This is a genomic window from Exiguobacterium profundum (assembly GCF_042652865.1).
In the GTDB taxonomy this organism is placed as follows: Bacteria; Bacillota; Bacilli; order Exiguobacteriales; family Exiguobacteriaceae; genus Exiguobacterium; species Exiguobacterium profundum.
The window spans coordinates 1,159,911-1,186,784 of sequence record NZ_JBHSHG010000001.1; the positions used below are offsets into that span (position 1 = coordinate 1,159,911).

Consider the following 26,874-nt stretch of genomic DNA (forward strand, 5'->3'; position numbering starts at 1 on the left):
TATGTGTTTTAACGAAATCTGAAAATAAAATACCACGTCTGACCTTTGTTTTACAACACAAGTATGTGAAAAAAATGCATAGGGTATCTCACAAAGCAGTCACTTGATGAATGAATAAAGCTTTATTCAAAGCCATTGTTACCGTTTTCACTCATTAATTGTGCCAATTTGATGATATTTGGTCGCACGTCCTTGAATCAGCTCAGAAGTCGATTGCGCAAGCAACTCGTTCATGTGCTGTAATAAGACAGGTTTCAAGAGTGACGACTGTAGTGACACATCAACGTGTGCCCCCCCGTACACTTCTCCTACCACTTCATCGACAATCCCTAGGTTGAATAAATCTTGTGCTGTAATCTTCATCGTCTCTGCCGCACGCTCTGCTTGTTTCGCGTCTTTCCACAATAGTGCCGCTGCACCTTCTGGCGAGATGACTGAGTACGTACTATTCTCAAGCATCAATAGACGGTCGCATACACCAATCCCAAGCGCACCACCTGAACCACCTTCTCCAATGACAACGGAGACGATCGGCACTTTCAGCGTCGCCATCTCAAACAAGTTACGGGCAATCGCTTCACTTTGACCTCTCTCTTCTGCGGCTTTCCCCGGATAAGCCCCTTTCGTGTCAATGAATGTCAAAATAGGACGGTTGAACTTCTCGGCTTGTTTCATGAAACGCAATGCTTTTCGATAGCCCTCCGGGTGCGGCATACCAAAGTTTCGTTTCATGTTCTCTTTCGTGTTTCGCCCACGCTGATGTCCGATAATCGTCACCGGCACTCCTTCAAACGTCGCAAGTCCAGATACGATTGCCGCATCGTCATACCCATGTCGGTCCCCATGGAGTTCCATGAAGTCAGGGAATAAATGCTGGATATAATCGAGCGTTGTCGGTCGCTTCGGGTTTCGCGCCAACTGGACGCGATCCCACGGTTTCATATTCCCATAAATATCTTTTTCTAATCGGTCGAGCTTTAACTCGAGATGACGAATCTCTCGGGATAAATCAATCCCTTTCGTCTCAGCGGTCTCCCGTAATTTATTCAGTTGTTCAGTGACTTCTTTGATTGGGTCAAACATGACGGACACCCCCATCGTGTAATTCAATCATCCTCTTCAAGAACGAACGCATCTGTTCACGATGAATGACCGCATCCAGCTGCCCTGACTCAAGTAAAAACTCAGCAGTTTGAAAGTTCTCTGGAAGTTTTTCCCGAATCGTCTGTTCGATGATTCGTCGTCCTGCAAACCCGATGAGCGCTCCCGGCTCTGCGACGTTCAAGTCGCCGAGCATCGCAAAACTCGCTGACACACCACCTGTCGTCGGATGAGTCAAATACGCGATGTACAGCAGTCCTGCTTCGTCATGTTCTTTTAGAGCGATGGACGTATTGGCCATCTGCATCAAACTGACCATTCCTTCTTGCATCCGAGCCCCACCTGATGCTGTGAACAAGACGACTGGAAGCCCGAGTGATGTGGCGTTTCGGACAGCCGAAGCAATCGCTTCTCCAACGTATGCACCCATCGACCCCATACGGAATCTCGCATCCATCACACAGACAACGAGTGGTAGTCCGTCGATTGTCGCCTTTCCACATACGACGGCCTCTTCAATCCCGGTCCGCTCACGATCTTTCGTCAACTTTTCCTCATAGTCAGGGAAGTCGAGTGGATTCGCCTTGACAGACGGTCCCACAAAGCGTTCGAAAGACCCTTCGTCGACAAGCATATCAATCCGTTCTTGCGCCTGAAGCGGAAAATGATAGCCGCAATCACATACTTTGTGGTTCTCATTCAACTGTTTTGTATAATGCATATATTTACAAGATGGACATTTCGTCATCAATCCCTGTGGTGCGTCAATCTTTGGTTCTCGTTGACGCAATGGCATATATCGTTTCGGTTTCTTGAAAAAAGCAGTCATCGCTTCCCCCTCGTTCATTCCGGCATCCCCATTCCACGCCACGTCTCGACAAATCGTTTCCGTTCCTCGAGCGTATATAAATCCCCAACGTCTAATCCGTCAAAAAAGCGATTGACCTCACTCCAAATTCGAATGAACAGTTCATTCTTCAACTGAAAGATGAGTTGCTGGCGAAACGTTCGATCATCTTCGATCACCGTTTCTAACAGAGCCAGTCGTTCCTTAGTCGGTTCAATTTCTGAAAACGCCATGCGCTCCAATAGTCGAAGCATCTCAATAATATCGGTCGCTTTCGTCTGTTTGGTCACAATGAACTCCGACAATATCTCAATGTACCGATGTCGGTCTTGCTCACACAAAAAGGTACCACCACCATGTCTCGTCTCCACGATGCCTAAAAAGCTCAACGCTCGTAACGCTTCGCGAACCGAAGCGCGGCTAATGGACAGCGTTTCGGCGAGCTCTCGTTCGGATGGAAGCCGATCACCTGGAACTAAAGACGATTGGACAATTAATTTTCTAATCTTTGAAATGTTTCCGTGAAATGAGGATGCGTGTTTTTCATGCATCTGACCGTTCAACTCCCTTTTTTGGATCACCTATCAAACTTAAGTGGTCAGACCAATTAGTGCGATTATATCACTTTTTAGGACTTGGTACTAGTTTCTGGACCAACCATTTTTGTATCGATTCGTTTCAGTACGACATTTTCTTCCCCGAACCGTCTTTTCGCTTCCGCCACATACTCTTCATTCGGATTGATTGAAAAAGCTGAAGCCAGTTGTTTCACTTCCTTCGAATCCGTGAATCGGCATACAACCGGGACATCCCCTTGTGCTCGTTGAATCCAATCTTCCAATTCAGGGAAGCGGTCGAGTGTGAGCCGGATGAATAAGGCTTGCCCGTGTAACGGTCGAACCCGTTCGACAATCAATTGCTTGCGACCATCCCGTTCATTCGAATGGACCTCGAGTAACAAGATGTTACCGGCATAGAGGGACCGTCCAAACTGCGCGAATGTTCGAGGAAACACGACGACCTCGTCTTGCGTCATGCCATCGTCCACCATGAGAACACCCATCCGTTCTTGTTTTTTTGTCATGAACGTACGTACGTCATCTACATATACGACGAGATAACCGTTTGTTCCATTCATGACTTCTTCAATTGTAGACGGTTCGATCCCGATATCCGGAAGTGCCGTCAATGGAGAGTGGACCACCCATGTCCCGAGCGCCTCCCTCTCTTCTTCAGACCAATTCGGTTCTTTCACTTTTTTCTGTTTTAGTCCGAGTGAAGACAGCTCATCCGGTAAAAAATGTGTTCCCGCTTCTTCTCGCAAACGTTCGACTGCTTCAAAGGCATGTGTCCGGTCACCGTGATACATCCGGTCGAGCGCGCCCGCACCAAGTAATCGACGTAATTTCAGTTGGTCTTTATTTTTCCACTCCATGGCTTCTTGAAGCGTTCTGACATCTTTCAACTGCCCGTTCAGTTCAATCAGTCGGTCCACATCCCGTTTGGTCAACCCCTGGACCGCCTTCAACCCGAGCCGGACGCCCGGTCCCTCAAGTGTCGCGTCAGCGTGACCATGTAAGACGTCCGGTGGGTACACCGGAATTTGATCTTTCCGTAACAGTCTGACAAGTTCCGTTGTTTTTTCTGATGTCACCACATGAAAGACACGAGGGAAATGTGCTTTGACGTAAGCCAATCGGTAACTGATCAAACTGTAGGCGACAGCGTGAGAGCGGTTAAATCCGTACCCGGCAAACTTTTCAATCCATGAAAAGATTTGCGCCAAGACGTCCTGGTCTCCCGCTTTTGCTTGTTGCAAAAATCGTTCTCGTTCCCGAGCAATCGTTCCGGTATCCTTTTTGGCAATAGCACGTCTGACCAAATCCGCTTCCGCATAGGAATAGCCTCCGAGTTTACGGAGAAGTTTCATCACCTGTTCTTGATAGACGAGTACACCGTATGTCGGTCTCATGACGTCTTCTACGTCTGGGTGGACTGGTTGGTAAGGCATACCGTGTTTTCGCTTCGCATACGTTTCGATGAATTGCATCGGTCCCGGGCGATAGAGTGACATCGTGACAACGATATCTTCAAACTCAGTCGGTTTCACTTGTCGAAGCGCTTGCTTCATCCCGGTCGATTCAAATTGGAAGATTCCGTCCGTCTCACCTCTCGCAAGCAATCGATACGTCCGAGCATCGTTTAACGGAATTGTTTTCAGAGAGAACAGCGCATCACTTTCTCGAATCAAATCCTCCATCTTTCGCAAGCGACTCAAGTTTCGTAATCCGAGCAAGTCAATTTTCAGAAGCCCGACCTCTTCCAAATCCTTCATATTATATTGGGTCACGTGTTCTTCAAGTTCGGGTTGGAGCGGAGTCACTTCTTCAATCGGTTGACGACTGAGCACCACTCCTGCCGCGTGAACGGAGGATTGACGCGGCAAACCTTCTAGCTGTTTGGCAATCCGTAATAACTGCTGACGCTTTTGGCTACCGGCAAACCACTTCATCTGCTTCTGGCTCGACATCAGTTCATCAAGTCCTCCGGCTTTCACTTGCTTGCTCGCAGCCTGCCCTTCCTCAAGGGTCATCCCGAGCGCTCTCGCAACGTCTCGAATTGCCGCTTTCGCACCGAACGTGGCAAGTGTCCCGATCTGTGCGGCATGCGTATGACCGTATCTTGATAGTACGTAAGAAACCACTTCCTCACGACGTTCATCTTCAAAATCGAGGTCTATGTCTGGCATCGACACACGCTCTGGATTTAAGAATCGTTCGAACAACAACCCGTAATGAACCGGATCGACTTCCGTGATATGGAGGGCAAAACTGACGAGTGAACCTGCTGCCGATCCACGCCCCGGACCTACTTCAATCCCAGATTCTCGAGCAAACCGAACGATGTCTTCCACGATCAAGAAATAGGAAGAAAATCCGGTATTGGCGATGACTTCAAGCTCAAACTTTGCCCGCTCGATGTAAGGTTCTTTCACGAGTTCCATCGCCTTCAACCGCTCACCGACAAGTCGTTTCAGCTTTTGATCGGCATCCGGAATTTCTGGAATCGCCCCTTCCGCACGTGGTAGATGATCTAGCCGAATCAATGCCTCGAATCGATCCAGTTCCGATAATTCTTCCGTTGTGAACCAGTCATTCATTTCACTCGGTAGTCGAACGTGCAATCCTTTTTGTCGCACGTCTTCATTCGACATCACGTCCCCTTCGCGAATGGCAGAAATGGCTCGGAATCCTTCCACATCTTCCGGTCTCATGTATCTCGTTTCAGGGGCCGGAATCAATTGGACAGCAAGCTCTTCGCGCATGAGACGAAGTTGTTTCAACACTTGTACCTGTTCCGTAGTCTGAGGTGCCGGTAGTCCGAGCCACAGCTTCTCTTCATCAACAAACGACAAGAGTTGATGATAAAGGCGACGCCGGTGAACCGGATCACTCGCTTTCCAATTTTCAGGTAATACGATCAGCGGCATCGTTGTCCGTCCTTCAATTCCTCCCGCCTGGATGATACGATATTGTTCCTTAAGCTCCGTTTCGTTAGATGAATACACAATCACGGATACGTCTAACCCATCCAATCGGAGGACCGTTCTCAGTCCGATTAGCGGTTTCACCTCATATCGTTGGCAATATGACAAAAATGTCGGAACCCCATAGAACGCATCGTCTGCGATCGCCACGGAACGACTTCCCCGTTCGGTCATCTGCAAGACATATTGTTCTAACCGGATTGTACTTTGTAGTAAACTATAAGCAGTTCTGACATTCAGATGAATCATCGTTGGCCTCCTTTCTATATTAATGGAATTGTCAAACTCAATTCATCACTTCTCTGATACAATAATTATAGACAAAACTCACGACAAAAGGGGGTAAAAGCGTATGATTATCAATCGGGGACAGATTGCACGCGATAAGTTAGAAAAATTACAGCATGGTCAAACAGTGTTTGCCGACAGCCCAGAAATCATCGACCGGCTCCGTAAGTACATTACTGAGTATCAGCTCGACGTCGTCGAGGACGTGACCGAACGAGGTACATGGTTCATCCCAAAGGAAAATGGAGACAAATGAAGAGAGCTGACCTCGGTCAGCTCTCTTCATTTTCTTCAAACGTGAATTCCCCAGCCACTTCATTCAAAGCCGCAATCACGTCATCCATCTCATCCCATGTGTCAATCGTGGCACCAGCCGCCATCGGATGACCTCCCCCACGGTATCGCTTGGCCACTTCATTGATGACAGGACCTTTCGACCGGATGCGCACACGAATCTCTTCTTTGTTTTCCACGAACATGACCCAACATTTCAATCCTTCGAGGCCAGAGAAGCTATTGACGAGTTGCGATGCCGCTTCCGGGGACGCATGGAACGTCCGGAGCACGTCCTTGTCAATCTTCACATAGCCGACGCCTTCTTCTGTGACATTGACGTGCTGTAACACGTACCCTTGTAACTGAAGAGTCGCTAAGTTGGTCTTATACATGTGTCGGTACAATTTATTCGTATCGATGTCTTTCGCGATCAGCGCCGAAGCAATCTCAAACGTTCGGGCCGTAGCATTTCGAAACTGGAATCGTCCTGTGTCGCCTACGATGCCGGCATAGAGTAAAAATGCCGCCTCTTGGTCGATTGGATATCTCCAAATGTCCGCGAGTTCCACAATCATCTCAGACGTCGAACTGACCGAGGTATCGACAATCTGTGTCATCGCATATGGATCTTCATCGGGATGATGATCGATTTTAATGATTGTCTTCCCTTTTAGCGCAAATGGTCCATCGATTCGCTCTTGATTCGCCGTATCTAATATAAGGACGAGCGCGTCTTGATACATTTCTTCTTCGACATGTTCCATCTTTCCTAAAAACTCGAGGTCTGGAACCATGCCACCGACCACATAGATTTGCTTCTCCGGATGAACCGATTTTAGAATGCGCTGTAAACCAAGCTGGCTCCCCAACGCATCAGGGTCTGGTCGTACGTGGCGGTGAATGAAAATGGTGTCAGCCGCCTCAATTTCTGATTTGATTGTATCCGCTTCCTGCCATTGCGTCATGATGATTCCTCACTTTCCTACACACTATTATGGTATGATGATAACAGATTACGAGATAGAAAGGGGTTCCTTCACTTGCAACTTGTCATGATTGGACTCATTTTGTTCGCGCTCGGTGCGTACCTTGTCTTCAAGCGCCGTGCTTTTTTGACAAAGACGCCAAACCGAAAAGCGTTGTTCAACACGCAAGCGTTGATCTGGTTAAGTTTATTCCTCGCATTGTTCGCTGCGAACCAAATGGTCGGGGGATTCGGTCTGAATTCATCTGTCGGTTGGATTGTCAGCATCGTCATGTTAGTCGTCGGTTTAGGGAATGCTGTTGTCGGATTTATCCGTTACCGCAAAATTTACCCTCTCGCCGCAGAAGAACCGACGAATACGCCATCATGAAAAAGAGCACCCGCTACGCGCTGTAGCAGGTGCTCTTTTTATTACCGATCGATGAGTTGTGCCGTGACGAGCGCTTTGGCGACAAGTTGTGTCCCTTGCGTCATCTCCACATCCACTTTCCCGAACTTCCGACCGAGGTCGAAGACATGGGCCGACACTCGAATCTGACTTTCAATTTGAATCGGCTTCATGAAATAGACGGTGATATTCTCAACCACGAGATCGCCTTTCTTCATATGACGTAGACTTCGCGTCGCCCCTTCGACCAACAAGGTCGTCAACACGCCAGATGAGGCGGTCCCCATATGACTCGTCATCTGTGGGGCCACTTCAACCGTGAAGGCCGTCCCGTTCGATGCAGGATCTTCTTTCAGCTGGTTCGTGATCATGTTATCGAACGTCTCACCGACTTGCGGTTGTCGATTCGCCAGTTGCAACGCCTTCAACACATCTTGGCGGCTAATAATCCCAAGCAGACGTCCGTAGTTATCAACGACAGGTAACATCTCGATCCCTTCCCACACCATCTGGTGCGCGGCATTGGTGACACTCGTTTGTACGCCTACTGTAATCGGACTTTTCGTCATGACCTTCTCAATATCATAGTCGTGTGATTTATCAATGACATCCTTTGCCGTGATCACGCCGACCACTTTCATCTGTTCATCGATGACGGGATACCGATTATGTTTCGTCCGTTCATTCAGCTCGTGCCAACGTTTCACTGTGTCATCTGACTTCAGATAGAACGTATCGTGGAGCGGGATGACGATATCTGAGACGAGTAAAATCTCTTTTTTGATTAGACGGTCATAGATGGCTCGGTTGATCATCGTCGCGACGGTAAAACTGTCATAGGATGTAGAAATGACAGGCATATCATACTTATCTGCCATTCGTTTCACTTCATCCGTTGTGTCGAATCCCCCTGTGATCAACACAGCCCCACCTGATTGTAAGACGAGTTCATGCGCTTTCTCGCGGTTCCCGATGATGACGAGTGAGTCGACATCGATATATCGCATCATCGCCTCGAGCTTCATGGCACCGATTACAAATTTCGATAGCGTCTTGTGGAGACCGTTACGTCCGCCCAACACCTGACCATCGACGATATTGACGACTTCGGCGAATGTCAGCTTTTCAATATTTTCTTTATGTTTTCGCTTGATCCGAATCGTCCCCACCCGTTCAATGGTTGATACGAAACCTAGGTTCTCAGCTTCTTTGATGGCCCGATAAGCCGTACCTTCTGATACAGCCAACTCTTTGGCGATTTGGCGGACCGAAATTTTTGACCCTACATCGAGTGACTCGATATGTGCTATGATCTGTTCATGTTTTGTGGTCATACGCGGAGTCCCTTCTCTCAATACATTTTCTACTCTATTCAGTATACTGTATCAGTCGAACTAGTTCAAACTGTACCAATCAAATTGCAACATTTCCTTTCTGTTTTCGAAACAGCTATAATAGACGAGTAGTCAACGTAAGAGGTAGAAGGGAAGGGATTCAACTTGAATCAACGCACCAATCAAATTGCACAATCTCTAGCGACAAAAGGGTTAGATGCAGCATTCATCACGTCGAAAGCATCCGTGTTCTATTTCTCGGGAGTATACGCGGAAGCGCACGAGCGATTGATCGCCATTTTAGTTTTGAAGAACGGCACAACTGCCATCATCTGCCCAGCACTTGAAAAAGGGATTGTCGAAGCGAGTGACTGGTCAGGTGAAATCGTGACGTATATGGACCATGAAAACCCATGGGACAAAATCGTCAAGTTATTCCTCGATAACCAAATCGTTCCTGAACGAATCGGAATCGAAGGGGAGCATTTGACATTCAACCGAGTCGAGCAGCTTCGCGCCGGTTTTGCCGGTCTGTCAATTATCGATTTGACAGACGAGCTCCAAACGTTACGTATGATCAAATCACCGGATGAAGTCCGGATCATGAAGCGGGCCGCCGAGTTGGCAGATATGGCCATCGAAGCCGGGATCCGCTCCCTCCGTGAAGGCGTGACAGAACTCGAGGTCATCGCGGATATTGAATACGCCATGAAACAGCAAGGCGTCCGTGAAATGTCGTTCGACACGCTCGTCTTGTTCGGTGAGAATAGTGCCGACCCTCACGGTGTCCCAGGCAACAACCGCTTGAAAAAAGGAGATTTTGCCTTGTTCGACCTCGGTGTCGTCTGGCAGGGATACTGTTCAGACATCACACGGACGGTTGTCTTCGGTGAGGCGAGTCGCAAACAACGTGAGATTTACGAAACGGTTCTTCAGGCTGAGGAAGCCGCAATCGAGATGGCGAACGTCGGTACGACACTCGGCGCAATCGATATCGCGGCACGACAAGTCATCACGTCTGCAGGATATGGTGAATACTTCACTCATCGAATCGGTCACGGAATTGGAATCGAAGTACACGAACACCCCTCGATGGCAGCGAACAATGACATGACCGCCCAAGTCGGGATGACGTTCACAGTCGAACCGGGTATCTATCTACCGGGAGTCGGCGGAGTCCGTATTGAAGACGATCTCGTCATGACAGAAAGTGGTCCCATCACATTGACGAGTTATCCGAAAACTCTTCAAGAGATTGAATGACAAAAAGTGCGATCCATTCTCAAGGATCGCACTTTTTACATATCTTAATAAAACAAGCGCAGCATGACATCCCGTTGCGGTACGTCATAACGTTCCATCTTCTCTAAAAAGGCACATTTGTCATATGGGACCGCCTTCAGTTCAAGAGCAATCCCGGTTTCTCCTTCAGATAATATGGCAAAGCGAGCCAGGTCATCTTTCGCCACTCCGAGCGCACCAGGATTGACGTAGCGCTTGGTGTCATCTTCAAACAGATGGACAGGATGGTGATGTCCGAATAACACGATTTCTCCTGTATATGCTCCATACAGTCGCTGCATATTTTCCAGTGTCGGTTCGAGAATCTCGTGAAACGGTTCTTCGACAATCGTGGCGTGGCGTCGTTCGGTCGGGATATGATAATGAATGCCGAACACCGTTTCGCCAACCATTTTGACGGACATTGTTCGTGGAAGGGATTCGATGACATCTGCATATCGAGTCTCTAGATGACGTGCAACCCACTCATGGTGTGGGCGCGTATGAGCATAACTTTCTGGATGACCGTGTCCAGCCAAAAGGGAAAGAACCGCTTCATCATGATTCCCAGAAATCATATGCGTTCCCCGGTCTAACAAACGCTCCATGACCGCATTAGAGTCCGGTCCCATTGCAATCATGTCACCGAGCGACCAGATGACGTCGACCCGCTCCGCATCCATGACTTGAAGTGCAGCCTCCAACGCCTCGAGATTTCCATGAACGTCCGTGACCACTCCAATCTTCATCGCGTTCCCCTCACTTTCGGTATTGATGGACGACGTTGACGCCGCCTGTCACATCGATGATGGCACCTGTGATCATGTCCGAGTCTTCTTGTAATAAGAACGAAATCAAACGCGCGATATCTTCTCCTGTCCCGTGTCGACCGACCGGAGTTCCTTCATCCACTTCCGCTTCATCAATGCGCATCTCCTTTTGAGAGCCGACGATATTGCCCGGATTGACCATGTTCGCCGTAATCCCGAACGGGGCCTCTTCTAGCGCGACCGATTTTGTCAAACTGACGAGTCCCGTCTTTGCAGCGGCAAACGCAGAACGATGGATCCAGCCAGGGGCCGTCCCACTTTCCGGAAACCCATACGAGATGATGCGTCCAAATCGATTTGAGCGCATGGAAGGAATCGCACGACGCATCAACCAAAATGAGGCGGACAGGTTGCCCGTGAGTACTTCGTCCCACTCTTCGTCTGTCAATTCGACGAGCGGTTTCCGCTCAAAGATATATGGACCTGCATTTAAAATCAAGGCGTTCGGTTCACCAAAACGTTCGACCGCTTTCTCATAGGCTGAGAGCAGTTGTTCGCGGTCCGTCAATCCGGCCTCGATCATATGTATCCGTTCATGTTCCCAGTCAATCGGATTCCGTTGCAAAATGCTGACGTGCCACCCATCTTGTAACAGACGCTCCGTCACTACGCGTCCGATCCCTTTGGCACCAGATGTAATCATTACATGTTTCATCGCCCTACCTCCTCCGCCTTATTTTACCCGTTCTTTCACACGAATTCCAAACTTGGACATGTCGTGAACATCGTCATGAAAAAATTCACGCATTTTCATGGCGAAAAAGCGTGAAAACTGAAAGAAGTGGTATACTATATATGTAAGCCGAACGTATATTTCGAGCGAAAGGTTGGGATTTACATGGCAATTGTATACAAACACATTTTATCTGCCGTTGACGGCTCTAAAGAGGCAGAACGTGCATTTGAAACAGCAATCGATGTCGCGATTCGTAACGAAGGAAAACTGTACGTTGGTCATGTGATTGATACGCGTACGTTTGCGACTGTAGAAGCTTACGACCGCACAATCACAGAGCGTGCCGAGACATATGCGAAAGAGTTACTTGAAGACTATGTCAATCGCGCGAAAGAGCGTGGCGTAAAAGAAGTCGAAACGGTGATTGAATACGGTTCCCCGAAAGTGACGATTGCGAAAAAGATTGCACCTAACCATGATATTGATCTTATTATTTGTGGTGCGACAGGTTTAAACGCCGTTGAACGGTTCTTTATCGGAAGCGTTTCTGAAAGCATCGTCCGTTATGCGAAATGTGACGTCCTTATCGTTCGTCAATAATCACCCATCCATCAAAAAGGGTCTTGCGCAATCGCAAGACCCTTTTCCTATGCATTATAACACCTTGACTGTAACCGTTTTACGACCAAATTGAATCGCTGCATTTTGCGAATACATTAAGATGTCAATTTTATTTCCTTTGATGGCGCCACCAGTGTCAGCTGCCGTGTAGGTACCCATCGACTTGCCCCCTACGAATACTTGCACTTTCGTTCCGAGTGGAATGACGCGCGGGTCTACCGCGACTACATTTCGCTTTTGGGTACGAACGTTCCATCCAAGTGCTGTCTTACCTGAACAACCCTTGCAGTACGGTGTATATGCGGACGCTTTCATCGTATACGTCTTCACGCTTGCTGGTTTGAGCGGTTTAGGAGCACTTACAGTACGTAAGTTCTTTGTAGGAACCCATCCGGCCTTCCCTTTATAGTTCACGCGAATCCAAGCACCTCGAGAACCTGTACGTTGAAGACGATCACTCGCCGTCATCTTCCCAATCACTCGTGCATTTGATTTCCCATCTGCATAGACCATCTTCGAACCTGACTTTGTTGCAACATATACTTTTTTCGTAGCTGCTTCTACTGGTGAAGTGGGTAGAGCAAATGCAAATACGGCGATGGCGAGAAGTAAGAGCGTCATGATTTTTTTCAACATACGTTTATTCGTCCTCTCTTCGTCAATTTGGTTTCATTTCATATCATCATCTATCGAACGAGTGACTTGTCACTCCAATTGAATATTTCGTCCAGATAACTATATGACGAAACATCAGTCAGTGCCGTTACACTTCCTGTTCATTTGAGTGACACGAACATTACAAATCGATGTCAAAATTAAAGGTTTATCGTGTTAGATTGACATTTAAATCGAATACGAGATATTTTTATAAATTAAAATCCAATATATGGTTTATTCATGACATAAACATTGCAAAACGATGTAAATGAAGCGCCTAATGTTACAAAGGAGAAAACATTTGTCCTACTTACGATTCTTGATATTAGTAAAAAAGACTCATGAAAAAAACCCACGTTACACGAAGTAACGTGGGTTCGTTTCGTATTATGCGTGTGCTTCGACAAGGTTTGCAATGCGTACCGTGTCGCGCGCGATGACCAATTCTTCGTTCGTCGGGATGATGATGACTTTAACTGGTGAGTGCGGATAGTTGATGAACAACTCTTTTCCGCGAGCACCGTTGTTAAGTGAAGGATCCCAGTAGACACCCATGAATTCAAGACCGCGAAGGATGCGTTCACGGATGACGTCCGAGTTCTCACCGACGCCCGCTGTGAAGATGATGGCGTCGACACCATTCATTTCAGCCGCATATTGACCGATGTAACCGTGAATACGGTTCGAGAAGATTTTCAATGAAACTTCTGCACGATGGTTGCCTTCTGCAGCCGCTTGCTCGATGTCACGCAAGTCACTTGAGATACCAGAAAGACCGTACACGCCAGACTCTTTGTTCATGACGTTCAATACATCTTCAGCAGACTTCCCTGTTTTTTGCATCAAGAACGGGATGAGGGCCGGGTCCAAAGAACCTGAGCGCGTTCCCATCGTGATTCCTTCGAGTGGTGTGAAGCCCATCGTTGTATCGATTGAGCGACCACCTGCTACTGCAGCGATCGATGCACCGCTACCGAGGTGACATGAAATCAAACGCAAGTCTTCTAGCGGACGACCGAGAAGTTCTGCCGCACGCTGTGTGACATACTTGTGGCTCGTTCCGTGGAAGCCGTATTTACGTACACCATGTTCTGTATAGTATTCATAAGGAAGACTGTACAAGAAATTCTCTTCAGGCATTGACTGGTGGAACGCTGTATCGAATACCGCTACTTGTGGGACATTCGGCAAAATTGCCTGGAATGCACGAATACCTGTCAAGTTTGGTGGGATGTGAAGTGGTCCGAGTTCTGTGAACGATTCGATGTTCTTCATGACTTCATCGTCAATGACGACCGAATCCGCATACAACTCTTTTCCGTGTAACACACGGTGACCTACACCAGAAATCTCATCGAATGATTGGATGATATCCAATTCGATCAACTTCTCCAACGTCAATTCAACCGCTTCTTTGTGCGTGTGAAGTGGTGTGACCACGTTGAACTTCTGTCCTTCACCGTACTTGATTGTAAAAATCGCATCTTCTTTCCCTACACGCTCTACAAGTCCGACTGCGAGCAACTCTTCCGTTGGCATCTCGAGTAACTGGAACTTGAGCGATGAACTACCCGCATTGACTGCCATAATTTTCGTCATGTCATACACCTCTTACCTTTCGTTTTAAACGCATATCTTTATCTGTTCAATTTAAAACTGATAACTGTATCATAATGAAGATACTTGATTTTGCATACCTTTTTCAAGTATTTTGTCCATTATTTTTGAGTTGTTTTGAACCAATCATCAATCTGTTTCACAACATTGGCTACCGCTCTGACATCAGTGAATGACGGAAGTTCCACAAATAGCGCTTGTTTTGGCCGTGTGACGCCTTCTCCTACTTTTTGAAGGAGCAATAAGCTTTTCGCGTAACGTTCGTCTTTAAACATCGTCGTCGGAAGTTGAATGACCCCTTTCACAACAGCCTCACGGTCCATCCATTGTTTTAATTTCCCTTCGTCATCCTGTTCAAACAAATTGTTCGGGATGACAAATAATCCATGCCCACCTGGTTTCGTATGGCGAATCGCCTGTTCCATCAAGAGGAAATGCGAATAGGCATGTCCTTGTTCTCGTTTCATGTCGTATCCGGCTGCCACTTCATCATTTGGATAATATCCGATTGGCAAGTCAGCAACGGAAAGGTCGCTCGGTTCAACAAACAGAGGAGCAAGGGCGTCTTGATGGAAGTAGGATACTGGTTCTCCTAACAAGTTACTAATGGAATAGGAAAGACGAAGCAACAGTTCATCCACTTCGACCGCTTGCGCTGTCGCATCTTTTAACTGAGAGAGAACGGCGTGCGTCAACGTACCTGTCCCACTACCTAAATCTAGAATCGTCGCGTTTTCCTTAAGTAGCTTCGAAGCTAGATAACCCATAAATAGGCTGACCGCATCCGGTGTCGGTTGATTGTTCGGGGGGAGTTGTGTCGTTTCTTCCAAGACGAGTAAACTCACTGCTTTACGGACATCGTCCATCTTCTCTTTTTCAATGTCAACATGGTCAAATACTTGGACGAGTGCCTCGATCGGTAATACATCCAGGTCGTTGACCAGTTTCTTCGCTTCCTTCTTCCAATCACGATAGAGTTGTTCAAAACGTTCCATTTTCGTTCATCCTTTCCATACAAAACCGGCCCCCATGAGAGGACCGGTCGGTTCACGTACTAGTGTAAGCTATTTTAATCAATTTCGCCAAACGAATCAATTCGCTTGTTCGAACGCCTCAAGTGCCGCCGCGAAATCAACTTCATCTGTCATTTCATCCATATATTGTACATATTGGACAACGCCATTCGAATCGACGACGAATACAGAACGCGCAAGGAGACGCATTTCTTCAATTAAAACACCATATGCTTTTGCGAACGAAAGATCGCGGTGGTCCGAGAGGGTGACTACGTTATCTAAACCAGATGCAGAACACCAACGGCGCTGTGCGAACGGCAAATCGTTCGATACAGTCAAGACTGTACCACCGAGTGATGAGGCCTTTTCGTTGAACTCACGCGTTTGTGCATCACATACGCCTGTATCGATTGAAGGAATGACACTGATTAGTTTTTTCCCCGGATAGGTTGCTAACGTCACTTCTTCTAAAGCAGTCGTCAAGACGCGGAAATCAGGAGCTTGATCTCCTACCTTCACTGGATTTCCTTGTAATGTTACGTTGTTCCCTTTAAATGTTGGCATGTACTCATCCCCTTTGTTGTAGTTACTCGTTCATCATATCGATGAACTTGAGCCTTTGACAAACTTCCTGCTTTTGGCTCTGTTTCAGTTTTCCCTATATCGGTAGGAAGAAACACGTTATAATAAAGAGGACACCATTGACAAAGGGGATGACTCAGATGAGAAACAACGTCTATTTGTACCATCGTAACGTCAACGAATTCACAAAAGAAGTGAAGAAACTGAGAGAAATCGGGGAAAAACACGGGTTCAACATCGTAAATCAACCGGAGGACGCGAACATCATCGCTGCAGTCGGCGGGGACGGGGCATTTTTACAGGCGGTTCGCTACACAGGCTTTCGTCAAGACGCCATCTACGTTGGCTTCGGTCGTGGATTGAACGAGTTTTATTGTGATTTCGACATACATAAACTCGATGAAGTCGACCGCCTCTTCTCGGACAACTCGATGCGAATCGAAGAAGGTCTCGAAGTCCGGAAGTATCCACTTCTTTCAGCATCGATCAACGAATCGACACCGCTCCTCTGTTTAAATGAGGCTTCGATTAAATCAAGTATTATCAAATCACTCGCCATCGAGGTCTATATCGACGATCTACATTTCGAAACATTCCGTGGGGACGGAATGGTTGTATCGACGCCGACGGGATCGACTGCCTATAACAAATCTCTCAGCGGTGCGGTCGTCGACCCACTCATCCCATGTATGCAAGTGAGTGAGATCGCTTCGGTCAACAACAATCGCTATCGCACACTCGGCTCATCCTTTATCGTTCATGATTCGCGTAAGTTGTCACTCCGCATCGTCGAAGACGGCAACGACTACCCGATTATTGGGATGGATAACGAGGCGCTCAGCTTGAAGTACACAGACCGAATCGATATCGAACTCTCGGACCAGGTCATCAAGACTGTCAAGCTTCGGACCAACTCGTTCTGGCATAAAGTGCAACGTTCATTCTTCTGATGTAAAAAAAGAGTTGCTTCATCCCTTTCGGATGAAGCAACTCTTTTTTTACAGCGTGGCTTTTTCTGCTTCGTACACTGGTTGCCCTTCGACGACAGTCATGACAAGACGGTTGTGCAGGATGTCTTCCCCACTCAATTTAAAGAAATCTTCATCCCATACTGTGAAGTTGGCATTGTAGCTTTGAACCAATAGCCCGTTTCTTCCGTGCGTCCCTGTAGCAACATGAGGCGAATATGTGAAGCTGCGAAGAGCTTCATACATCGAAAGACGTTCACTCGGATTTAGCGTGCTCGACCCGTGAAACGATTGTCGCATCACCGCTCCAAACAATCCCTTTCGAACGTCAACAGATGAAATCGGCGCGTCACTTCCTCCTAACACCAATGCTCCCGTATCGAGTAAAGACTTGAATCGATAGACATCATGCACACGCTCATTGCCCAACCGCTCGAACAGCATGTCCATGTCATCCGATAAAAATACCGGCTGTGCATCAATCAAAACAGGCAATGATTTGATTCGGTTGATCAATGAGTCATTCAATAAAGAGGCATGGATAATTCGATCTCGTGTCCCTTTTCTGGCAGGGTACTTTTCAAGCAGGCCGACAAATTGCTCAACCGCCGCATCACCGATCACATGCGCTGCCACATTCATCCCGTATGTTCGTGCTTTTTTCACAAGTGCCTCGAGATGATCTGGTCGATGCACTTCAATTCCTCGTTGACTCCGATCATCCGCATACGGTGCAGATAACAGAGCGGTGCGTCCACCGAACGAACCGTCGACAAAGAGTTTCATCGCACCGAAGTCAAACCGTTTCCGACGCGTCATCGCATCTTGCTGGATGACACGATCCACCACCTGTTCGTGAACGAGAAGGTGTGCTTGAAACGGAAGTTCATCCAGTACATCTTCGTACGCTTGAATCGTCTCGAGTGGATCTCCATGATAGAACAAGTCTTCCGTATGGGCGCCAACGACTCCATGTGCGAATAATGAATCGATTGCCCGGCGAAGAGAAGCGGCATTTTTCTTACGATTCCCACTCAATTCTTTATATAAGAGATCTAGTGCAGCATCATATAGGACGCCATTCAATTTGCCTTCTTCACCTCGCCCAAGTTTTCCACCTTCGATCACCGTATGGTGGATCAGTCCAAGTCGTTCAAGTCCTTTCGAGTTCACGACGGCTACGTGACGACAGACACGCTTCAACACGACAGGACGGTCGTCAATCACTTCATCAATCATCTCGCGTGTCGGCATGTCACCGAGCAGACGATCATCAAACCCTTCTGCGACGATCCAATCGTCGTCCGACCCTCGTTGCTTCATCGTTTCAAGTAATTCTCGAAGATCCGTCGCTTCACTCGCATCGACACGGTCGAGCGCTTCGCCGTATCCGACAAGGTGAATATGTGAATCGGTAAAGGCCGGATACACACTCTTTCCTTCCAAATTCACAATCTCCTCGATGCGACCCGCATATGTACGTCGGAGATGTCCCTCATCCCCCATCTTCAAGACGCGTCCATGCTCAATAAACATGGCACGTTCCATCTCACCTGGTTTATTCAATGTGTAGATGTTCCCGTTGACCCATAGTGTACCCATCTGACGATTCCTCCTTGATTGAAAAAAGATTGACGTCTACGTTTTTCCCGTTTCCGTCAATCTTTATGCATCGTTTATTTTTTTAGCAATTCCTGCTGTTCTAACCCTTTATCCACACGTTGACGAATTTCATTGGCTCCGTTCTCATCGAATCGACCGAGCACCCGCTCACCGATTTCGACCGCAGTGCCATACTCTCCATGCAAGAACTTGTTTTCCGCAAGCGTCAAGGCGATATGGACCTCGTTGTCACGGCGACGGAAGCGGTTTGCATATTGGAGCAACTGTTCCGCATACGTCACTTGACGAATCAGTGCATGGACACGGTCACGGAAGTTGTCCATCATCTCTTCGACATCATGGCTAAGGCCGACGATATACGTCATGTTGAACGGTGCCTTGTCAAACTGTTCGTCTAACGACTGGACACCTTTTTGGAGCTGACGTAAGTCGTTTGACAGATCATTCGGAACAACCGGCATCGCACTTTTCGCTAACAGGCGACGATGCCCAGACAATTCTTTTTTCCACGTTTCTAACTTGTGACGGACCTCAAGCTCTTCTTTACGTAATGAATTCGTATCCTCAATGAAACGCTCATGCATGGCACTGAATTGGTCAAGTGACCGTTTCGCTTCCTGCACTTTGGATTTGATCATACTAAACGGTAACATTTGCGCGACGAGAGCTTGTTCAATATCAAGTACATTCGCCGTGAGAGTCGTTCGTTCACGTTCTAATTGTTCGAATTCTTCTCCGACGCGTGCATTGATCTCATAATTGCTTACAAGTCGAGACATTTCCGTCTGTAAGTGATTCATGATTTCGCTAGATTGCAATTCGCGCTCTTGTATCGTCGCAAATTCTTTTTTCACGTATTGGCGGGCATCGACCTCTGTTCGGAATGCTTCGAATAATTGATCGATATCCGAGCTCAACTGTTGCATGTCCTCTTCAAAATGATCAAATTCCAAGCGTTCGATTCGAGCCATCAACTCTTCTCGACGATCTTCCGCTTGATCGATTTCTTCCATTAATCCAAGTGGTTCAAGCGCATACCCGTCCATTTGCATTTCTTTATGTCCAGCCCGGAGTTGTTGAAGTTGTTGTTTCAGTTCCACTTGAACCGTACGTACAAATTGCGGAATGATCCGAATCAGTTCACGGATGTGTCCTACTTGATTCGATAAGGCTTGTCCGGTTTCAAATGCTTCAGAAACTTGACCGACCTGCTTTAAGTTGATCATCTCACTGCGTTTCGCCTCGGCAGCGGCAATCTCTTGTTCCACCAATGCATAGGTTGGTCCGAACGCATGGTTTTGTGAATTCAATGTCTTGCGGAACTGATACAACTCTTTCTCATCCTGCTTCACAATGTCCATAAGCGAGGTATGATGCGTCGTAAATTCATCCATCTCATCGAGCATGGCGTGTACCATCGTCTCGAGCTCTTCAATGAGTTGTTCAGTTGCATTCAAGTCAGCTTTGACTTTCATGAAACGATATTTATCCAAGTCTTCCTCAGCCCGGTATAACGCTTCATCGATTTGACCTGCATGTACACTGACTAACTCATCCCAAGATTGATGCCAACGATCAAACTTTTCTTTTGTTTCCCCTTCCATCGGCCACTGTTTGAATTTCTGGAGTTCGACGGGTATGCTCGCACTGAGCACACTTTGTTTCCTCATATCCAAGTCGTCAATTTTTTGGTAAAAATTCCTTCGAATGAGCATACTCCCCAACATGCCGCCTAATACGACGACGATGATTCCAATGATTAATCCATAAATTCCGTAATCCATCTTTGTCACAACCTCCAAGCCGCTTTCGTGGACTTATGTACCTTTATATTAAAAAAAGAAGTATTTTATAAGAATAGATATACCTAATCATATTATAGAACCAACGATTTGCATAGGTTTTCCAATGGTTTCAGTGGAGATTGTTCATTTTTTCGGAACTTTCTAACAAGACAAATCTTAAATTTGCGTGTACCATAATGCTAAATTCTAAAAACACGAAAGATGGAGGGGAATTTATATGTTCCAAACGACATCGTACTCAGGTGATTTGACAGCCGGTTACGAACTATTAAACAAGCAACTCGCCGCATTATTAGAGGGCGAAACAAATACAGTGGCCAACCTTGCCAACGCCAGCGCTTTACTCAACCAATTTTTAGATCGGATCAACTGGGTCGGATTCTACGTGACTGATTCTGAAGACAGTCTAATCTTAGGACCATTTCAGGGACTCCCGGCTTGCGTTCACATCGCGTTCGGTAAAGGGGTTTGTGGAACTGCGGCAGCTACACAAGAAACACAGCTCGTGGCCGATGTTCATCAATTCCCTGGTCATATCGCATGTGATGCGGCTTCGAATTCTGAAATCGTCGTCCCTCTCGTACGTGACGGGAAAACAATCGGCGTGCTCGATATCGACAGCCCGGAGTTCGACCGTTTCTCAGAAATCGACCGTCAAGGACTCGAACGTTTTTGCGAAACACTTCTTCGCTATATTTGATTGACAAGAGATGGTATTCATCGTATACTCATCTTTGTGCATGAAATGACGATAGCAGTCACAGACAAACGTATCCACCTTTCGGGCCTCGACTTTTGTCGGAGGGGCATCTCGTAGCTTCGCTATCAAGTGAAGGTGCTTGCACCTAGAAAGGGGCGTTACTCGTCTTTGACACCGTTGTTCTTTTGTGCAAAATACATGAACAACAAGGAGGAGTCCAATCATGGCTCGTTACACAGGTCCAGCTTGGAAACTCTCGCGTCGCTTAGGCATCTCGCTTAGCGAAACGGGTAAAGAATTAGCAAAACGTCCTTACGCACCAGGTCAACACGGAAATGGTCGTAAGAAAATCTCAGAATACGGTCTTCAGCTTCAAGCGAAGCAAGCACTTCGTCACATGTACGGAGTGAACGAGAAGCAATTCCGCCGCATCTTCAACGATGCTGGTAAAATGCCAGGCATCCACGGTGAGAACTTCATGTTCTTGCTCGAATCACGCCTTGACAACCTCGTTTACCGTTTCGGCCTCGCTCGCACACGTCGTGGAGCACGCCAACTCGTCAACCACGGTCACATCACTGTTGATGGATCACGCGTTGACATCGCGTCTTACCGCGTAAAACCAGGTCAAGTTATCGCTGTTCGTGAAAAGTCGAAAAACGTAAAAGCAATCGCTGAAGCACTTGAAGTAGCACCAGCTACAAAAGACTTCGTATCGTTTGACGCTGAGAAACTCGAAGGTACATTCGTACGTCTCCCAGAACGCGCTGAACTCAACGACCAAATCAAAGAGCAACTCATCGTCGAGTACTACTCACGTTAATGCTTTTTATCCCCTTCTTCACGAAGGGGATTTTTTTATTTCTTCAAAATTTCTTGCCGAATGCGTCCCATTTGCGTATCGAGGGCATCCGCCATGAGTGACGCTTCAATCAGCTCTTCTTTCGATGATTCTGGCACGGCATGTTGATATTTGTACTGAAGCTTATGTTCCGTTGCCGCCCAAAAGTCCATGGCGAGTGTCCGAATCTGAATCTCCGCAGGCACCCAGATGATTCGTTCTGCCAAGTAGACTTTCGTTTTCACGATGAGATGTAAGCTCCGATACCCGCTCGGTTTTGGATGTTTGATGTAATCTTTGATTTCGATGATATCTAAATCATCTCGCGCCTCTAGATGTCGCAAGATTTCATAAATATCGTCGCGGAAGCTCGTAACAATCCGAATGCCCGCCACATCGTGCACATGTTCCCAAAGCGCCGAAACTTCCAAAGGCAAGTCTTTCCGTTTCATCTTGCGCACGATGGACGGCAATGTCTTCATTCTCGTCTTCACATGTTCAATCGGTGAATACCCGAGTCTCGTCTGCCAGTCCAAGTCGATGATCCCGAGATCGCTCTCAAGTTCCGTGATCGCCATTTCATAATAACGAAAGTGTTCGCGCCATTGATGGAACTGCTCACCGAAAAATTCTTCTATCTCCATCGCCATCCCTCCTATCTTCCCATTTTAGCAAATCCGAACCACACGTCATGTATAAAAAAGTCCATTCCTCAACAAATGAGGAACGGACATCGTGATTATACGTGACGAATCACAAAGTATTTCTTCTTACCACGGCGAATGATGGTGAATTCACCGAGCGTGTCTTCGCGCGTAATCATTTTATCGAGCGCTTGTTCACGTTCGCCGTTCAAGTAAATCGCTCCGTTCGTCACATCTTCACGTGCCTGACGTTTCGATGGTGAGATCTTCGCTTCGACGATGAGGTCGACAAGGTTGCGTTCACCGTCAAGTTCGAATTGCGGCATGCCTTTAAACGCATCTTCCATATCTTCCGGTTGAAGCGACGTCAAATCTCCGCTAAAGAACGCTTTCGTGATGCGCTCCGCTTGTTCAAGTCCTGCTTCACCGTGGACAAGCTTTGTCATCTCTTCTGCGAGTCGGCGCTGTGCCACGCGCTTTTCAGGCGCTTCTGTCACTTCGGCTGCAAGTGCCTCAATCTCTTCATGCGACATGAACGTGAAGTATTTGATGAACTTGATGACATCTGCATCGTCGACGTTGATCCAGAACTGGTAGAACTCATATGGCGACGTCTTATCCGCATCTAACCAAACCGCACCGCCCGCTGTCTTCCCGAACTTTTGTCCGTCCGACTTTGTGACGAGTGGCACGGTGAGACCGAACGCTTTTTCAGAGTGACCAAAGCGACGAATCAATTCAAGACCTGCCGTGATGTTCCCCCATTGATCACTTCCACCGACTTGAAGACGACATTTCTCTGTCTCGTATAGTTTCAAGAAGTCGTAAGATTGGAGCAACATGTAAGAGAACTCTGTGTACGAGATCCCGTTCTCCATACGTGAATCGACAGAGTCTTTCGCGAGCATGTAACTGATTGGGAAGTGCTTCCCAATGTCGCGCAGGAAGTCGATGATTGACATCTCTTCCGTCCATTCGTAGTTGTTGCGAATCGTGATCGGGTTCTCCCCTTCAAGTGGAAGGAATCGGCTCAACTGATCCTTGATGCGATCGGAGAAGAGCTTGACCGTATCCAACGTGTTTAGTGAACGTTCATCCGAACGACCAGACGGGTCACCAATCATCCCTGTCGCCCCACCGACGAGCGCGATGACCTGATGGCCGGCCTGCTGGAAACGTTTCAGCGTCAAGATCGGGAGCAAGTGCCCGATGTGAAGCGAGTCCGCCGTCGGATCAAATCCCGTGTATAACGTCGTCGGTTGTTTGAGTTGTTCTTTTAATCCTTCTTCATCTGTCATTTGGTTGACAAGTCCTCGAAACTCTAAATCGTTTAATAGTTCCATTTGTTCCACTCCTTCGATTGACATAAAAAAACGTCCCTTCTCATATGAGAAGGGACGGAGATTCCGCGGTACCACCCTACTTGTCGCAATTTGCGACCGCTTGAGCGAGAGATAACGGTCTCGAACCGGCCCGAAGGCACGCTCTAAAAGTGTAATTCATCGATTGACATTGGCTAGTTCACAGCAACCACTAGCTTTCTGGACAAGAGGCCCGTCGACTACTTCGCTTTCTTCACAGCGTCATTATCTTGTTGACTATGCTATTCATTTTATAAGCATCGTTTTCAACTTGTCAACTCTTACAATGAAACTTGCACGAGACTTCGGTTTCGAGGTAAGGTGTAGGTTGAATTGTGCTATAATCGAATATATTACTGTCTAAAATAGTTTTACACCATATTTAAGGAGGCTGTCATGCTGCAGAAGATTCGAGACTTATGGAATAATCCGACGTCATTGAAAGTACGTCGTTATGCCAATGTTATGTATGATGTGTCGTGGAACGTCCTACTCCTGACCATCATTTCTGTTGTACTCATCGGGTTTTTAGGTGCTGGAATTGGTGTCGGATATTTCGCGTCACTCGTCAAAGATATGCCGACCCCGGCTTATAAAACGATGACTGCGCAAATCAATACGTATACATCGACTTCCAATATCTACTTCGGAAGCGGGGAGCGCATCGGGAACTATACGACCGATGAGGTACGAATCCCGATTCCAGTAGAAAAAGTTTCTCCATACGTTGTCGATGCACTACTTGCGACGGAAGATGTCGAATTCTATGAGCACGATGGCGTCGTTCCAAAAGCGACGTTACGCGCTATTTTACAAGAAGCAACAGGATCTGAAGATCGCACGGGTGGTTCAACGTTGACGCAACAATTGATTAAAAACCAAATGTTGACGAACGAAGTATCTTTCGAACGGAAAGCAAAAGAAATATTACTCGCCCTTCGTCTAGAGAAGGCGATGGACAAAGATGAAATTTTAAACGCCTATCTGAACGTCGTCTCATTCGGACGTAACTCGATGGGACGTAACATTTCAGGGATTGAGGCCGCCGCTCGCGGTGTGTTCAATACTTCGGCAGAGAAATTGACACTTCCACAAGCCGCTTTCCTTGCCGGTATCCCAAAAAACCCATTCTTCTACACACCTTACTATCAAGGTGGCGTCATCAAAGAGGACGTATCGGGTGCGGTTAACCGAATGAAAACGGTATTGAACCGCATGTACGTTGCAGGAAAGATCACGAAAGAAGAATATGATGCCGCTTATAACTACGACATCACGCAAGACTTCATGCAGACTCAGACGAAGCCTCGCGACAAATATCCGTACGTGGTAGACGAAGCAGAACTTCAAGCACGCCAAATCGTAACGGATTATCTATTGGAGCAAGATGGAATTGAAATCAATGAGTTGAGCTCGGAGGAACAGGACTCTGTCCGTTCGACTTATGCGAAGCGTGCTCATAACATGTTGCGTCAAGGTGGGTTCAACATCCGTTTGACATTGGATAAAGAAATTCACGAAGCGATGCAACAACCGGCTAAAAACGCTGGCAACTTCGGACCGAATCAAACGATTAAAGATGAGAACCGCACACTTCCTGAACAAACCTCTTCTGTCATGATTGAGAATAAGACCGGGAAAGTACTCGGATTCGTCGGAGGTCGCTACATCAATGGCAAGACCGACGATTTGAACCGTGCTTTCTGGGCAGAACGTCAAATCGGATCGACTGCAAAACCGATTCTTGTCTATTCAAATGCGATTGAAGCTGGCATGATTACACCTGCCACTCAAATCATTGACGAGGAGTATTTCTATAAGTTTACTGGTCCGGGACAACCGAAGAAACAAGTTCAAAACGAAGGGAAAACGTATCGCGGTGCTGTCACAGTACGCGATGCGCTCAAGCTCTCCTTGAACGTTCCGGCTGTTAAGATTTATGAAGAACGTAACCAAAAACCTGCTGATACGCAGAAATTAGTCGACATGGGGATTCCGGTATCTGAAGGAAACCGTTATGCTTCAGCGATGGCACTCGGTACCGGGGAAGTCAAGCCAATCGATTTGGCCGCCTCTTATGCGATGCTAGCAAATTACGGTGAACACGTGGAGCCGTACTTCATCCAAGAAATCGAATATCAAGGTGAAGTCATTTACGAAGCGAAGCCGAAGAAAACGCGTATTTTCACAGAACGTACCTCTTATCTCGTGGTGGATATGCTCCGCGACGTCTACACGTCAGGTACTGCGACATATGCACAATCATTGCTCAGCGTTCCTGGCGATTGGATGGGTAAAACCGGTACGACGAACGATCAACGTGATTCGTACTTGGTCGGGTCGAACCCGAACGTTACACTCGCTGTCTGGTCAGGTTATGATTCACAACGCCTCTCAATGCTAGATGGTTGGGATTATGGACGTTACTATCAACGGACACAGCGCATCTGGTCGCAAACGATGAATCGTGTCTATGCGGATGACCCAGAAGCTCTAGGCGTCAGCGCACGCTTCTCACAACCTTCAACCGTCACTTCAAAAGACTTCCAAGACTCAGGTTCATTCTCTGAGAAGAAGAAAGTAGAAGAGAAAGAAAAAGAAGAGGAAGAGAAGAAGAAAGAAGAAGAGGCCAAGAAAGAGGCCGAAGAAGCAAAGAAAGAAGCTGAGGAGAAGAAACAAGAGGCTGCTGCCGATGCTGCCGCTAAGAAAAAGGCTGAAGAAGAAGCTAAACAAAAAGCAGACGCCGAAGCAAAGAAAAAAGCTGAGGAAGACGCGAAGAAGAAAGCTGAAGAAGAGGCTAAACAAGAAGCCGAACAACAAGCTGAAGAAGAAGCAGATGCTGATGCTAACGGTGAATAAACAAAGGGTCGACACACGATGTGTCGA

Annotated in this window: 24 protein-coding genes and 1 other annotated feature; of the genes, 8 read left to right on the forward strand and 16 right to left on the reverse strand. The window is 47.2% G+C overall.

Annotated elements, in window-relative coordinates; translation table 11 throughout:
• Positions 1-147 precede the first annotated feature (147 nt).
• The 4 genes from ACFO4U_RS06035 to dnaE form a co-directional block, all read right to left on the reverse strand.
• On the reverse strand, positions 148-1,083 hold the full coding sequence (locus ACFO4U_RS06035; RefSeq protein WP_074036513.1) for an acetyl-CoA carboxylase carboxyltransferase subunit alpha: 936 nt from the start codon (positions 1,081-1,083) through the stop codon (positions 148-150).
• The gene (gene accD / locus ACFO4U_RS06040) at positions 1,076-1,930 is read right to left on the reverse strand and encodes an acetyl-CoA carboxylase, carboxyltransferase subunit beta (protein WP_196431849.1); all 855 of its coding nucleotides are present in this window, start codon (positions 1,928-1,930) and stop codon (positions 1,076-1,078) included. Before accD ends, ACFO4U_RS06035 begins: the two co-directional genes overlap by 8 nt.
• A 14-nt stretch (positions 1,931-1,944) precedes the next feature.
• Entirely contained in the window at positions 1,945-2,499 is a 555-nt protein-coding gene (locus tag ACFO4U_RS06045) for a FadR/GntR family transcriptional regulator (protein WP_196430904.1), read from the reverse strand.
• Between the two features lie 77 nt (positions 2,500-2,576).
• Complete coding sequence (gene dnaE, locus ACFO4U_RS06050) at positions 2,577-5,744, reverse strand: DNA polymerase III subunit alpha (protein ID WP_196430905.1); 3,168 nt, start codon at positions 5,742-5,744, stop codon at positions 2,577-2,579.
• Positions 5,745-5,847: 103 nt separating this feature from the next.
• Here dnaE and ACFO4U_RS06055 point away from each other — a divergent pair, with 103 nt between their 5' ends.
• Positions 5,848-6,039, forward strand: coding sequence for a YtzJ family protein (locus ACFO4U_RS06055; RefSeq protein WP_074036509.1), 192 nt, complete (start codon positions 5,848-5,850; stop codon positions 6,037-6,039).
• A gap of 16 nt (positions 6,040-6,055) precedes the next feature.
• Here the strand turns inward: ACFO4U_RS06055 and ACFO4U_RS06060 are convergent, their stop codons facing one another.
• The gene (locus tag ACFO4U_RS06060; RefSeq protein ID WP_074036506.1) at positions 6,056-7,024 is read right to left on the reverse strand and encodes a DHH family phosphoesterase; all 969 of its coding nucleotides are present in this window, start codon (positions 7,022-7,024) and stop codon (positions 6,056-6,058) included.
• Between the two features lie 75 nt (positions 7,025-7,099).
• On the opposite strand from ACFO4U_RS06060, the gene ACFO4U_RS06065 reads away from it, so the two are divergent.
• Entirely contained in the window at positions 7,100-7,414 is a 315-nt protein-coding gene (locus ACFO4U_RS06065) for a YtpI family protein (RefSeq protein ID WP_074033432.1), read from the forward strand.
• 41 nt (positions 7,415-7,455) lie between these two features.
• Here ACFO4U_RS06065 and ACFO4U_RS06070 read toward each other — a convergent pair whose 3' ends face one another.
• Complete coding sequence (locus ACFO4U_RS06070; protein WP_074036504.1) at positions 7,456-8,766, reverse strand: DRTGG domain-containing protein; 1,311 nt, start codon at positions 8,764-8,766, stop codon at positions 7,456-7,458.
• Between the two features lie 165 nt (positions 8,767-8,931).
• Here ACFO4U_RS06070 and ACFO4U_RS06075 point away from each other — a divergent pair, with 165 nt between their 5' ends.
• Positions 8,932-10,029, forward strand: a complete 1,098-nt coding sequence (locus ACFO4U_RS06075; RefSeq protein WP_196430906.1) for a M24 family metallopeptidase — start codon at positions 8,932-8,934, stop codon at positions 10,027-10,029.
• A gap of 44 nt (positions 10,030-10,073) precedes the next feature.
• Here the strand turns inward: ACFO4U_RS06075 and ACFO4U_RS06080 are convergent, their stop codons facing one another.
• On the reverse strand, positions 10,074-10,796 hold the full coding sequence (locus ACFO4U_RS06080) for a metallophosphoesterase family protein (RefSeq protein WP_215243811.1): 723 nt from the start codon (positions 10,794-10,796) through the stop codon (positions 10,074-10,076).
• Between the two features lie 10 nt (positions 10,797-10,806).
• Complete coding sequence (locus ACFO4U_RS06085) at positions 10,807-11,532, reverse strand: SDR family oxidoreductase (RefSeq protein ID WP_074036502.1); 726 nt, start codon at positions 11,530-11,532, stop codon at positions 10,807-10,809.
• Between the two features lie 183 nt (positions 11,533-11,715).
• Here ACFO4U_RS06085 and ACFO4U_RS06090 point away from each other — a divergent pair, with 183 nt between their 5' ends.
• Positions 11,716-12,153, forward strand: a complete 438-nt coding sequence (locus tag ACFO4U_RS06090; RefSeq protein ID WP_012726732.1) for a universal stress protein — start codon at positions 11,716-11,718, stop codon at positions 12,151-12,153.
• Positions 12,154-12,207: 54 nt separating this feature from the next.
• Here the strand turns inward: ACFO4U_RS06090 and ACFO4U_RS06095 are convergent, their stop codons facing one another.
• The 4 genes from ACFO4U_RS06095 to tpx all read right to left on the reverse strand — a co-directional run bounded on the left by ACFO4U_RS06095 (position 12,208) and on the right by tpx (position 16,028).
• Positions 12,208-12,810, reverse strand: coding sequence for a 3D domain-containing protein (locus ACFO4U_RS06095; RefSeq protein ID WP_214690724.1), 603 nt, complete (start codon positions 12,808-12,810; stop codon positions 12,208-12,210).
• A gap of 408 nt (positions 12,811-13,218) precedes the next feature.
• Positions 13,219-14,430 (reverse strand): acetate kinase, encoded by a 1,212-nt coding sequence (locus ACFO4U_RS06100; protein WP_012726734.1) that lies wholly within the window; start codon positions 14,428-14,430, stop codon positions 13,219-13,221.
• Between the two features lie 119 nt (positions 14,431-14,549).
• A complete protein-coding gene (locus ACFO4U_RS06105) occupies positions 14,550-15,443 on the reverse strand; it encodes a class I SAM-dependent methyltransferase (protein ID WP_074036496.1) in 894 nt (297 codons plus the stop codon).
• A gap of 96 nt (positions 15,444-15,539) precedes the next feature.
• Positions 15,540-16,028, reverse strand: coding sequence for a thiol peroxidase (gene tpx, locus ACFO4U_RS06110; protein WP_074036494.1), 489 nt, complete (start codon positions 16,026-16,028; stop codon positions 15,540-15,542).
• A gap of 149 nt (positions 16,029-16,177) precedes the next feature.
• On the opposite strand from tpx, the gene ACFO4U_RS06115 reads away from it, so the two are divergent.
• Positions 16,178-16,996 (forward strand): NAD kinase, encoded by an 819-nt coding sequence (locus ACFO4U_RS06115; RefSeq protein WP_214691264.1) that lies wholly within the window; start codon positions 16,178-16,180, stop codon positions 16,994-16,996.
• A gap of 48 nt (positions 16,997-17,044) precedes the next feature.
• On the opposite strand, the gene ACFO4U_RS06120 is transcribed toward ACFO4U_RS06115, so the two are convergent.
• Both ACFO4U_RS06120 and ezrA read right to left on the reverse strand, forming a co-directional pair.
• Complete coding sequence (locus ACFO4U_RS06120) at positions 17,045-18,616, reverse strand: amidohydrolase (RefSeq protein WP_215243810.1); 1,572 nt, start codon at positions 18,614-18,616, stop codon at positions 17,045-17,047.
• Positions 18,617-18,690: 74 nt separating this feature from the next.
• Positions 18,691-20,421, reverse strand: a complete 1,731-nt coding sequence (gene ezrA / locus ACFO4U_RS06125) for a septation ring formation regulator EzrA (protein WP_215243809.1) — start codon at positions 20,419-20,421, stop codon at positions 18,691-18,693.
• A gap of 238 nt (positions 20,422-20,659) precedes the next feature.
• Here ezrA and ACFO4U_RS06130 point away from each other — a divergent pair, with 238 nt between their 5' ends.
• Together ACFO4U_RS06130 and rpsD are read left to right on the forward strand one after the other, a co-directional pair.
• The gene (locus tag ACFO4U_RS06130) at positions 20,660-21,142 is read left to right on the forward strand and encodes a GAF domain-containing protein (RefSeq protein WP_012726740.1); all 483 of its coding nucleotides are present in this window, start codon (positions 20,660-20,662) and stop codon (positions 21,140-21,142) included.
• 223 nt (positions 21,143-21,365) lie between these two features.
• A complete protein-coding gene (gene rpsD / locus ACFO4U_RS06135) occupies positions 21,366-21,965 on the forward strand; it encodes a 30S ribosomal protein S4 (protein WP_031423120.1) in 600 nt (199 codons plus the stop codon).
• A 35-nt stretch (positions 21,966-22,000) separates the two neighbouring features.
• On the opposite strand, the gene ACFO4U_RS06140 is transcribed toward rpsD, so the two are convergent.
• Positions 22,001-22,627, reverse strand: coding sequence for a GTP pyrophosphokinase (locus ACFO4U_RS06140; RefSeq protein ID WP_159562542.1), 627 nt, complete (start codon positions 22,625-22,627; stop codon positions 22,001-22,003).
• 95 nt (positions 22,628-22,722) lie between these two features.
• Complete coding sequence (gene tyrS, locus ACFO4U_RS06145) at positions 22,723-23,970, reverse strand: tyrosine--tRNA ligase (protein WP_215243808.1); 1,248 nt, start codon at positions 23,968-23,970, stop codon at positions 22,723-22,725.
• Positions 23,971-24,017: 47 nt separating this feature from the next.
• Positions 24,018-24,215 (reverse strand) — a binding site (T-box leader).
• A 169-nt stretch (positions 24,216-24,384) separates the two neighbouring features.
• Here tyrS and ACFO4U_RS06150 point away from each other — a divergent pair.
• The gene (locus ACFO4U_RS06150; RefSeq protein ID WP_159562544.1) at positions 24,385-26,847 is read left to right on the forward strand and encodes a transglycosylase domain-containing protein; all 2,463 of its coding nucleotides are present in this window, start codon (positions 24,385-24,387) and stop codon (positions 26,845-26,847) included.
• The last annotated feature ends 27 nt before the right edge of the window (positions 26,848-26,874 follow it).

What these genes read in the sequence shown, in the direction of transcription:
- ACFO4U_RS06035 (WP_074036513.1), bottom strand. Translation starts at nt 1,083, where the DNA reads ATGTTTGACCCAATCAAAGAAGTCACTGAACAACTGAATAAATTACGG.
- accD (WP_196431849.1), bottom strand. Translation starts at nt 1,930, where the DNA reads ATGACTGCTTTTTTCAAGAAACCGAAACGATATATGCCATTGCGTCAA.
- ACFO4U_RS06045 (WP_196430904.1), bottom strand. Translation starts at nt 2,499, where the DNA reads ATGCATGAAAAACACGCATCCTCATTTCACGGAAACATTTCAAAGATT.
- dnaE (WP_196430905.1), bottom strand. Translation starts at nt 5,744, where the DNA reads ATGATTCATCTGAATGTCAGAACTGCTTATAGTTTACTACAAAGTACA.
- ACFO4U_RS06055 (WP_074036509.1), top strand. Translation starts at nt 5,848, where the DNA reads ATGATTATCAATCGGGGACAGATTGCACGCGATAAGTTAGAAAAATTA.
- ACFO4U_RS06060 (WP_074036506.1), bottom strand. Translation starts at nt 7,024, where the DNA reads ATGACGCAATGGCAGGAAGCGGATACAATCAAATCAGAAATTGAGGCG.
- ACFO4U_RS06070 (WP_074036504.1), bottom strand. Translation starts at nt 8,766, where the DNA reads ATGACCACAAAACATGAACAGATCATAGCACATATCGAGTCACTCGAT.
- ACFO4U_RS06080 (WP_215243811.1), bottom strand. Translation starts at nt 10,796, where the DNA reads ATGAAGATTGGAGTGGTCACGGACGTTCATGGAAATCTCGAGGCGTTG.
- ACFO4U_RS06085 (WP_074036502.1), bottom strand. Translation starts at nt 11,532, where the DNA reads ATGAAACATGTAATGATTACATCTGGTGCCAAAGGGATCGGACGCGTA.
- ACFO4U_RS06090 (WP_012726732.1), top strand. Translation starts at nt 11,716, where the DNA reads ATGGCAATTGTATACAAACACATTTTATCTGCCGTTGACGGCTCTAAA.
- ACFO4U_RS06095 (WP_214690724.1), bottom strand. Translation starts at nt 12,810, where the DNA reads ATGTTGAAAAAAATCATGACGCTCTTACTTCTCGCCATCGCCGTATTT.
- ACFO4U_RS06100 (WP_012726734.1), bottom strand. Translation starts at nt 14,430, where the DNA reads ATGACGAAAATTATGGCAGTCAATGCGGGTAGTTCATCGCTCAAGTTC.
- ACFO4U_RS06105 (WP_074036496.1), bottom strand. Translation starts at nt 15,443, where the DNA reads ATGGAACGTTTTGAACAACTCTATCGTGATTGGAAGAAGGAAGCGAAG.
- tpx (WP_074036494.1), bottom strand. Translation starts at nt 16,028, where the DNA reads ATGCCAACATTTAAAGGGAACAACGTAACATTACAAGGAAATCCAGTG.
- ACFO4U_RS06115 (WP_214691264.1), top strand. Translation starts at nt 16,178, where the DNA reads ATGACTCAGATGAGAAACAACGTCTATTTGTACCATCGTAACGTCAAC.
- ACFO4U_RS06120 (WP_215243810.1), bottom strand. Translation starts at nt 18,616, where the DNA reads ATGGGTACACTATGGGTCAACGGGAACATCTACACATTGAATAAACCA.
- ezrA (WP_215243809.1), bottom strand. Translation starts at nt 20,421, where the DNA reads ATGGATTACGGAATTTATGGATTAATCATTGGAATCATCGTCGTCGTA.
- ACFO4U_RS06130 (WP_012726740.1), top strand. Translation starts at nt 20,660, where the DNA reads ATGTTCCAAACGACATCGTACTCAGGTGATTTGACAGCCGGTTACGAA.
- rpsD (WP_031423120.1), top strand. Translation starts at nt 21,366, where the DNA reads ATGGCTCGTTACACAGGTCCAGCTTGGAAACTCTCGCGTCGCTTAGGC.
- ACFO4U_RS06140 (WP_159562542.1), bottom strand. Translation starts at nt 22,627, where the DNA reads ATGGAGATAGAAGAATTTTTCGGTGAGCAGTTCCATCAATGGCGCGAA.
- tyrS (WP_215243808.1), bottom strand. Translation starts at nt 23,970, where the DNA reads ATGGAACTATTAAACGATTTAGAGTTTCGAGGACTTGTCAACCAAATG.
- ACFO4U_RS06150 (WP_159562544.1), top strand. Translation starts at nt 24,385, where the DNA reads ATGCTGCAGAAGATTCGAGACTTATGGAATAATCCGACGTCATTGAAA.